Below are 1,924 nucleotides of genomic sequence, written 5' to 3'. Positions count from 1 at the left end.
CTTCGCGCCTGATTTCTGGTCGCAGCAGGTGGCGGCGCCTGGCGCCGAGGCCACCGCCGAACGCGCCAAGATCGATGGCGATCCCGCCAAGCCTGGCGAGAAGGTCGCAACGGTCGCGGTGCCGAAGGCAAAGGCCGCTCCGGCGGCTCCCCCGATGACGGCCGCGCCGCTGGAGCCGCTGGCAACTTCGGAAAAGACCGAGGCCAAGAGCGGTCAGAAGGCCGCGCAGGGCGAGGCCGAAAAGCCGTCGGGTGAAGGTAACAAGACTGACAAGGCACAGGGCGGGAAACTCGAAGCCGACAAGCGCGAGGCCGCGGCCGGCGACACCAAAGCCGAAGCGGCGAAGGCGGAAAAGGCCGAACAAGAGCAAGGCGCCGACAAGGGCGACAAGGCGCCGAGCAAAGCCGCCCTCCAGCAGGCCGCGGACATCAAGAAGGAACTCGCCAAGGCATTCCTGCCGGGCGAAAAGCTCGCCGACGGCGTCTCGGTCGAGGCCACCGACAAGGGGGTGGTCATTTCGATCACCGATCAGCTCGATTTCGGCATGTTTGAGATCGGCTCGGCCATGCCGCGCCGCGAGCTGGTGCTGGCGATGGAAAAGATCGGCCACATCATCAACGAGAAGAAGGGCACCATCACCATCAGCGGCCACACGGACGCGCGGCCGTTCCGCAGCGACACCTACGACAACTGGCGGCTGTCCACCGCGCGTGCCCATGCGGCCTACTACATGCTGGTGCGCGGCGGCGTAGACGAAAGCCGCATCACCGAGGTCTCGGGCTTCGCCGACCGGCAGCCCAAGATCGCGTCCGATCCGATGGCGGCCACGAACCGGCGAATCGAAATCCTGATGACGGCCGGCGGATGAAGGCCAGAAGCATCATCGGCGGCGCGATCGCGCTGCTATTGCTTGCGGCGGGGTCGCCATCGGCGGCCTTCGCGCAGGACGTGCTACAGCCTTATCAGCTGGTGCGTTCGCTGCAGCTGATCCAGGACCGCATTGCCGGCGGTGATCATGCCGCGCTGCCGATGCAGGCGAAGCTCCTCGAAATGATCGACGCCCGGATGCGCGATGCCAATGCCGAGGACTTCAAGGAGCCGAAGAATTTCCGCGCCTTGCTGGTCTACGGCATGAGCGGCGGCAATCCGGTGACGGTCGCGGCGGCGGCTTCGCGCGCGATGACCGACCCGCAAAGCCTCGCCATCGCCAAAGGCGTCGTCGCCTATCTGAATGGGCGGCCGGCCAATGCGATCGAAATGCTGAAGCCGATCGATCCGATGAGCGTGCCTCCGGACATCGGCGCCTTTCTGGCGCTGGTCAAGGGTTCGCTGCTTGCGGCCGATGACCCTGCCCAGGCGCTCGCCCTGCTGGACGAGGCGCGCCTGCTCAGCCCCGGCACGCTGGTCGAGGAAGCGGCGCTTCGCCGCTCCGTGGGCATCGCGGCCGCGCAAGGCGACGCCGCCCGTTTCGCGCTGGCGTCGACGCAATATGTCGCGTCCTATCTCTACTCGCCCTACGCCAGCCAGTTCGCCGATGCCTTCGTTTCCGGCGTCATCACGCTGCATATGGCGATCAGCCAGGACAAGATCGCCGACATCACCTCGATGATGGATCCCGAGCGCGAGAAGGTGATCTACCTGCGCATCGCGCGCCACGCCGCCATCGACGGGATGACGGAGCTCTCGGCTTTTGCCGCGGCCAAGGCGGAACTGGGCCGCAACGGCGGCGGCAGCCAGGACGACCCGCGCAGCCAACTCTATTCGAGCCTTTCCACCATGACATCGGCCAGCGTCGATGAAGTGCGTGCCAAGCTCGGCAAGATCGACCGCGGCAAGCTTTCGCAAAACGACCGGGACCTGCTTGATGCCGCGCAGGCCGTGGCGGGGGAAGTGGGGGCGCCGGGAAAGACCCCCGCCAAGGGGG

General features: G+C 66.6%; 2 protein-coding genes. Both read left to right on the top strand.

All coding sequences use genetic code 11. From position 1 onward, the window contains the following. Positions 1-868, top strand: an 868-nt coding sequence (locus EOA24_RS36120) for an OmpA family protein (RefSeq protein WP_145992569.1), incomplete at its 5' end; no start/stop codon positions are given. Further along, on the top strand, positions 865-1,924 hold a 1,060-nt coding region (locus tag EOA24_RS36115), incomplete at its 3' end, for a chemotaxis protein MotC (protein WP_127410715.1). The genes EOA24_RS36120 and EOA24_RS36115, both read left to right, overlap by 4 nt.

The organism is Mesorhizobium sp. M2A.F.Ca.ET.039.01.1.1 (genome assembly GCF_003998035.1).
Taxonomy (GTDB): domain Bacteria; phylum Pseudomonadota; class Alphaproteobacteria; order Rhizobiales; family Rhizobiaceae; genus Mesorhizobium.
The sequence above is the reverse complement of the archived record's forward strand: the minus strand, read 5'-3'. Positions and strand labels throughout refer to the sequence as shown.